We start from the raw sequence: 6,477 nt of genomic DNA on the forward strand, positions 1-6,477 counted from the left end.
ACGGGGCGCGGGCAATCATCTGACTAGAGCCCCCTCGCGGAGGGGGCTGGGGGAGCTCAAAGCGCCGCGCCAGCGAGTGGCTCGCGCTTAGGCGCGAGACGCGCGCTTGCGCTCGTTCTCGGACAGATGGCGCTTGCGCAGCCGCACGCTCTTCGGCGTGATCTCGACCAGCTCGTCGTCCTCGATGAACTCGACACCGTACTCCAGCGTCAGGTCGATCGGCGGCGTGACCTTGATCGCGTCTTCCTTGCCGGAGACGCGGAAGTTCGTCAGCTGCTTGGTGCGCGTGGCGTTGACGATCAGGTCGTTGTCGCGGTTGTGGATGCCAACGATCATGCCTTCGTAGACAGGGTCGTTCGGCTTCACGAACATGCGGCCCCGGTCGTCCAGCTTGCCCAGCGCGTAGGTGAAGATTTCACCCGCGTCCATCGAGATCAGCACGCCGTTCTTGCGGCTGGCGATGTCACCCTTGTGCGCTTCGTAGCCGTCGAAGATGTTGCTGATCAGGCCCGAGCCGCGCGTCAGGTTCAGGAACTCGTTCGTGAAGCCGATCAGGCCACGCGCCGGGATGCGGTACTCCAGGCGCACGCGGCCACGGCCGTCCGGCTCCATGTTGACCAGCTCGCCCTTGCGCTCGCCCAGGGCCTGCATGACGCCGCCCTGGTGGATTTCCTCGACGTCGGCCGTGACCAGCTCGATGGGCTCGTGCTTGTCGCCGTCGACGGTGCGGAACACCACGCGCGGCTTGGAGACAGCAAGCTCGTAGCCTTCACGGCGCATGTTCTCCAGCAGGATGGTCAGGTGCAGTTCGCCCCGGCCCATCACTTCGAAGATGCCGTCTTCTTCGGTCTCGCTGACGCGTAGCGCGACGTTGCTTTGCAGCTCTTTCTGCAGGCGGTCCCAGATCTGGCGGCTGGTGACGTACTTGCCTTCGCGGCCGGCCAGCGGGCTGGTGTTGACGCAGAAGTTCATCGTCAGCGTCGGCTCGTCGACCTTGAGCATGGGCAGCGGTGCCGGCTCGGCCACGCTGGTGACGGTGACGCCGATGCTGATGTCGTCAATGCCGTTGATCAGCACGATGTCACCGGGGCCGGCCGAGGTGGTCTGCACGCGGTCCAGGCCTTGGAAGGTCAGCACGTTGTTGACACGACCCTTGTAAGTCTTGCCGTCCGGGCCTTCCATGACCAGCACGTCCATGGCGGGCTTGATCGTGCCCTGGCTGATGCGGCCCACGCCGATGCGGCCGACAAAGGTGGAATAGTCCAGCGCCGAGATCTGCAGTTGCAGCGGCGCCTCAGGGTCACCCTTCTGAGCCGGAACGTGCGTGAGGATGGTGTTGAACAAAGCCGACATGTCCGGGCCCCACTGCTCACCGTGTGCGCCTTCGGTCAGCGAGGTCCAGCCGTTGATGCCCGAGGCGTAGACGACCGGGAAGTCGAGCTGCTCGTCGTTGGCACCGAGCTTGTCGAACAGATCGAAGGCGGCGTTGATGACGGCGTCGGGCTTGGCGCCCGGCTTGTCGACCTTGTTGACGACGACGATGGGCTTGAGGCCCAGGGCCAGCGCCTTCTTGGTCACGAAGCGCGTCTGCGGCATCGGGCCTTCCTGCGCGTCGATCAGCAGCACGACGCCGTCAACCATGGACAGCGCGCGCTCGACTTCACCGCCGAAGTCCGCGTGGCCGGGGGTGTCGACGATGTTGATGTGCGTGCCTTCCCAGCTGACCGCGCAGTTCTTGGCCAGGATGGTGATGCCGCGTTCGCGTTCGATGGCATTGCTGTCCATGACGGTGTCGACGACCTTCTCGTGCTCGGCGAAGGTGCCGCTCTGACGCAGGAGCTGGTCCACCATGGTGGTTTTGCCATGGTCGACGTGGGCAATGATGGCGATGTTGCGGATCGGGGTGGTCATGGTGATGCTTCTTAAAAAAACCGGGTCAGGCAGAAGCTATGGATGGCTCCCACGCGGCCGAGCAGCCCGTCGCAGCGCCGCCAATCAAGGCGCAAAGCGCAGCCGTAGCTGAGGCTACGGCGAGCACTTGCAACGCCGAGTGGCGGTGTTGCGGCGGGATGAGCGGGCGTGTGGGGGCCGTTCATAGCTTCTCTAGCAGAGCCTGGACCTCCGGCGGGGTCAACAGGCGGTCGGCGATCAATTCGCCAGAGGTGATGTGGGCGCTGCCGAGGAAGGCGCGCTGTTCGGGGCCGTAGACGCGCACGCGCCCGGCATCGGGCGCGTCGACACGGCGGCGCAGCCCGGACAGAAAACGGATGGCCTCTTCGGCCGGCAGGCGCAGCTCAGGCGCTTCGGCCAGCAGGCGGTCGGGTGAGGTGAGCAGCGCGGCGCGTTGCTCTTCGGGCAGGGCTTCCAGCGCGGTCAGCGTGATGCTGCCGTCCAGCGTCAGGCTGCCGGAGCCGGTGCGGCGCAGTGCGGCCAGCGAGGCGCCACAGCCGAGCTTGGCGCCGATGTCTTCGGCCAGCGTGCGGATGTAGGTGCCTTTGGTGCAGCGGACGTCGAGGGTCACAGTGCCAGCCTGCACGGCAACGATGTCGACGGCATGAATCGTCACGCGACGGCTCTTGCGCTCGATCTCGATGCCGGCGCGGGCGTATTCGTAGAGCGCCTTGCCCTCGTGCTTCAGCGCCGAGTACATCGGCGGCGTCTGGTCGATCTCGCCGGTGAAGGCGGCGCAGGCGGCCGCGATCTGCTCCGGCGTGATGCCGTCGGCGTCACGGCGCTCAAGCACCTCGCCCTCGGCGTCGCCGGTCGTCGTCGTGACGCCCAAAGCCAGCGTGGCCAGATAGCGCTTGTCGGCGTCCAGGCTGGCCTGGCTGAATTTGGTGGCGGCGCCGAAGCACAGCGGCAGCAGGCCGGTGGCCAGCGGGTCCAGCGTGCCGGTGTGGCCGGCCTTCTCGGCGCGCAGCAGCCACTTGGCCTTCTGCAACGCGTCGTTGCTCGACAAGCCCAGTGGCTTGTCGAGCAACAACACGCCATGCAAGGCGCGGCGCTGGATGCGAACACGAGGCGGACGTGCGGCCGCAACGACAGCCTCAGTCATTCGGCTCTTCATCCTCCAACGCGCGCGTCGCGTTGGCCTTGTTGATCAGCGCACTCATCTCGGCCGCACGCTCGATGGTGCGGTCGAACTGGAAATGCAGCGTCGGCACGGTATGGATCTGCAGGCGCTTGAACAGACCGTTGCGCAGGAAACCTGCGGCCTCGTTCAGCGCTTCCTGCGTCTCGGCCGGGTCACCCACCAGCACCGAGAAAAACACCTTGGCATGGACGTAGTCCGGCGTGACCTCGATCGCATTGATCGTGGCCATGCCGATGCGCGGATCCTTGAGCTCGCGGATCAGCTCCGCCAGATCGCGTTGGATCTGGTCGGCGACGCGGAAGCTGCGGTTGGGGATGGCGCGTTTGTGTCTCATGGCGGTTTCCTAAAAGAACAAACCCCGCCCCGAGGGGCGGGGTTAACCCTCGAGGCAAAGGGTCAGATCGTGCGGGCCACTTCCTTGATCTCGAAGAATTCAAGCTGATCACCTTCTCGGATGTCGCTGTAGTTCTTGAGCTTGATACCGCACTCGAAGCCAGCCTGAACTTCGCGGACGTCGTCCTTCTCGCGGCGCACCGAGTCCACTTCGCCCGTGTAGACGACGGTGTTCTCGCGCAGCAGTCGGAAGCGCGCGCCACGGCGGACCAGGCCGCTGGTGACCATGGAGCCGGCCACCGTGCCGATCTTGGACGCGACGAACACGACGCGGATCTCGGCCGTGCCCAGTGCTTCTTCGCGCTGCTCGGGCGCCAGCATGCCGGACATCGCCTTGGTCACGTCATCCACAGCGTCGTAAATGATGCTGTAGTAACGCAGATCGACGGCGTTACCTTCGGCCAGCTTGCGCGCACCGGCATCGGCCCGCACGTTGAAGCCGATGATGACGGCCTTGGAGGCGATGGCGAGGTTGATGTCGCTCTCGCTGATGCCGCCGASCGCCGCGTGGACGATCTGCACCTTGACTTCGGCGTTGCTGAGCTTGAGCAGCGAAGAGGCCAGCGCTTCCTGCGAGCCCTGCACGTCGCTCTTGATGATGAGGGGCAACGTCTGCACGTCGCCGGCACCCATCTCGCTGAACATGTTCTCCAGCTTGGCGGCCTGCTGCTTGGCCAGCTTCACGTCGCGGTACCTGCCCGAACGGAAGGTGGCCACTTCGCGSGCACGGCGCTCGTCGSCCAGCACCATGAACTCGTCGCCGGCTTGCGGCACTTCGGTCAGGCCCTGGATCTCGACCGGGATGGACGGGCCAGCCTCGGTACAGGCCTTGCCGTCTTCGTCCAGCATGGCGCGCACGCGGCCGAAGGTGGAGCCCGCCAGCACGACGTCGCCGCGCTTGAGCGTGCCGCTCTGCACCAGCACCGTCGCGACCGGGCCGCGGCCCTTGTCCAGCCTGGCTTCGATGACGAGGCCCTTGGCCATGGACACGACCGGCGCCTTCAGTTCCAGCACTTCGGCCTGCAGCAGCACCTGTTCCAGCAGCGTGTCGATGCCTTCGCCGGTCTTGGACGACACGCCCACGAACGGCGACTCACCGCCGAATTCTTCCGGTACGACCTGTTCGGCAACGAGCTCGCTCTTGACGCGCTCGGCGTTGGCATCGGGCTTGTCGATCTTGGTCATCGCGACCACGATGGGCACACCAGCAGCCTTCGCGTGGTGGATGGCTTCCTTGGTCTGCGGCATGACGCCGTCATCGGCCGCACAGACCAGGATGACGATGTCCGTCGCCTTGGCGCCGCGAGCCCGCATGGCCGTGAAGGCCGCGTGACCCGGGGTGTCCAGGAAGGTGATCATGCCGCGCGGCGTTTCGACGTGATAGGCGCCGATGTGCTGCGTGATGCCGCCAGCTTCGCCGGCAGCCACACGGCTGCGGCGGATGTAGTCAAGCAGCGACGTCTTGCCGTGGTCGACGTGACCCATGACGGTGACGACCGGCGCGCGCGCCAACGATTCGTGCTGCTGCTCGGCGGCGCTGCCCTCTTCTTCGAGGAAGGCGTCCGGGTCGTCCAGCTTGGCCGGCACGGCCTTGTGGCCCATTTCCTCGACGAGGATCATGGCCGTTTCCTGGTCCAGCTGCTGGTTGATAGTGACCATCTGGCCCAGCTTCATCAACTGCTTGATGACCTCGGCAGCCTTGACCGACATCTTGTGCGCCAGGTCGGCCACCGAGATGGTCTCGGGCACGTGCACTTCGATGGTCTGCAGTTCGACCGGCGGCGTGAAGTTCGAATTGCCTTCGTCACGACCACCACGGCCACCGCGGCCACCGCGCGCCGGAGCGCGCCAGTTGCCACCGCCACCGGGGCGGTTGGCGCCGGCGGGGCCGGAACCGATGGTCTTGAGGCCGCGCTTCTTGGCGGCGTCATCGGCCCAACTGGACGACAGCTTCTCAGACTTGACCGACTTCTTGTCGCCCGGCTTGGCAGCCGCGCCAGGGGCGGCAGGTGCGCCGACCTTCTTGTGGATGGTGCCCTTGATGCCGGCAGCCGGTTCGACCGGTTTCGGCTCTTCCTTCTTGGCCGCGACCATCACCTTCTTGGGCGCGTTCATCATCGCGCGGATGGCGGCAGCCTCGGACTCGGCGGCCTTGCGGCGGCGGGCCAGATCGTCCTGCTTGTTCTTCTCTTCGGCGGCAGCGTCGACGGCCTTGACCACGCGCAACAGCGGCTTGGGCGGCTCGACCGGAGCAGCAACCACGACCGGCGCGGGTGCTTCCACAGGTGCGGCGGCAACAACCGGCTCGGGCGCGGGTACCTCGGCCGGTGCCGACTTGCTACGGCGGCTGGCGGCGGCCTTGTTGATCGCGGCGGCCTCGGCAGAGGCCTTGTCTGAGCTGCGCTGACGGGCTTCGGCAACGGCCTCCGGCTTCGCAGCTTCGGCGGCAACCAGTGCGGCGGCAGCGGCTTGCGCAGCGGCGGCGGCTTCGGCGGCGGCCTGCTCCTCGGCGCGGCGCGCCTCGGCGGCTTCGCGGGCGGCGCGCTCGGCGTCCTCGCGGGCCTTCACCTTGGCGTTCAGCTCCTCTTCCTGCTGGCGCAGGGCGGCGGCATTGGCTTGCGCCTCTTCCTCGCGGCGGGCCAGATCGGCTTCGTCCTGGCCGCTGCCGGCCTCGTCCGAAGCGTCATCGCGCTTGATGAAGGTGCGGGTCTTCTTGACCTGGACCTGGATCGTGCGCGCCTTGCCGCTGGCGTCAGCTTGCTTGATCTCCGTCGTCGACTTCTTGACGAGGGTGATCTTCTTGCGATCCGCACCGGCAGTGCCGTGGGAAGAGCGCAGGTGGTCGAGCAGGCGTTCCTTGTCGTTCTCGCTCAGCGAGTCGTCGACGGAAGACTTCTTGACGCCCGCGGCTTGCAGCTGCTCCAGCAGCGTGCTCGCCGGCTTGCTCAGCTCGGCGGCGAATTGGGCGACGGTAGTCACGGCCATGTGGG

General features: G+C 66.4%; 4 protein-coding genes. All 4 read right to left on the bottom strand.

All coding sequences use genetic code 11. The features are described 5' to 3' along the window. Positions 1 to 87: 87 nt before the first annotated feature. Positions 88 to 1,911 (bottom strand): translational GTPase TypA, encoded by a 1,824-nt coding sequence (gene typA / locus ACXRVZ_RS23235; protein ID WP_457426815.1) that lies wholly within the window; start codon positions 1,909 to 1,911, stop codon positions 88 to 90. 181 nt (positions 1,912 to 2,092) lie between these two features. Next, complete coding sequence (gene truB / locus ACXRVZ_RS23240; RefSeq protein WP_458232869.1) at positions 2,093 to 3,055, bottom strand: tRNA pseudouridine(55) synthase TruB; 963 nt, start codon at positions 3,053 to 3,055, stop codon at positions 2,093 to 2,095. After that, the gene (rbfA, locus tag ACXRVZ_RS23245; protein WP_457426819.1) at positions 3,048 to 3,428 is read right to left on the bottom strand and encodes a 30S ribosome-binding factor RbfA; all 381 of its coding nucleotides are present in this window, start codon (positions 3,426 to 3,428) and stop codon (positions 3,048 to 3,050) included. The genes truB and rbfA overlap by 8 nt, the downstream gene beginning before the upstream one ends. A gap of 62 nt (positions 3,429 to 3,490) precedes the next feature. Then, positions 3,491 to 6,472, bottom strand: a complete 2,982-nt coding sequence (infB, locus tag ACXRVZ_RS23250; protein ID WP_458232870.1) for a translation initiation factor IF-2 — start codon at positions 6,470 to 6,472, stop codon at positions 3,491 to 3,493. Between the last annotated feature and the right edge of the window lie 5 nt (positions 6,473 to 6,477).

Source organism: Roseateles sp. P5_E8 (assembly GCF_054177665.1).

Excerpts from the sequence above, each read along its gene's own strand:
- typA (WP_457426815.1), bottom strand. The coding sequence starts at position 1,911 with ATGACCACCCCGATCCGCAACATCGCCATCATTGCCCACGTCGACCAT.
- truB (WP_458232869.1), bottom strand. The coding sequence starts at position 3,055 with ATGACTGAGGCTGTCGTTGCGGCCGCACGTCCGCCTCGTGTTCGCATC.
- rbfA (WP_457426819.1), bottom strand. The coding sequence starts at position 3,428 with ATGAGACACAAACGCGCCATCCCCAACCGCAGCTTCCGCGTCGCCGAC.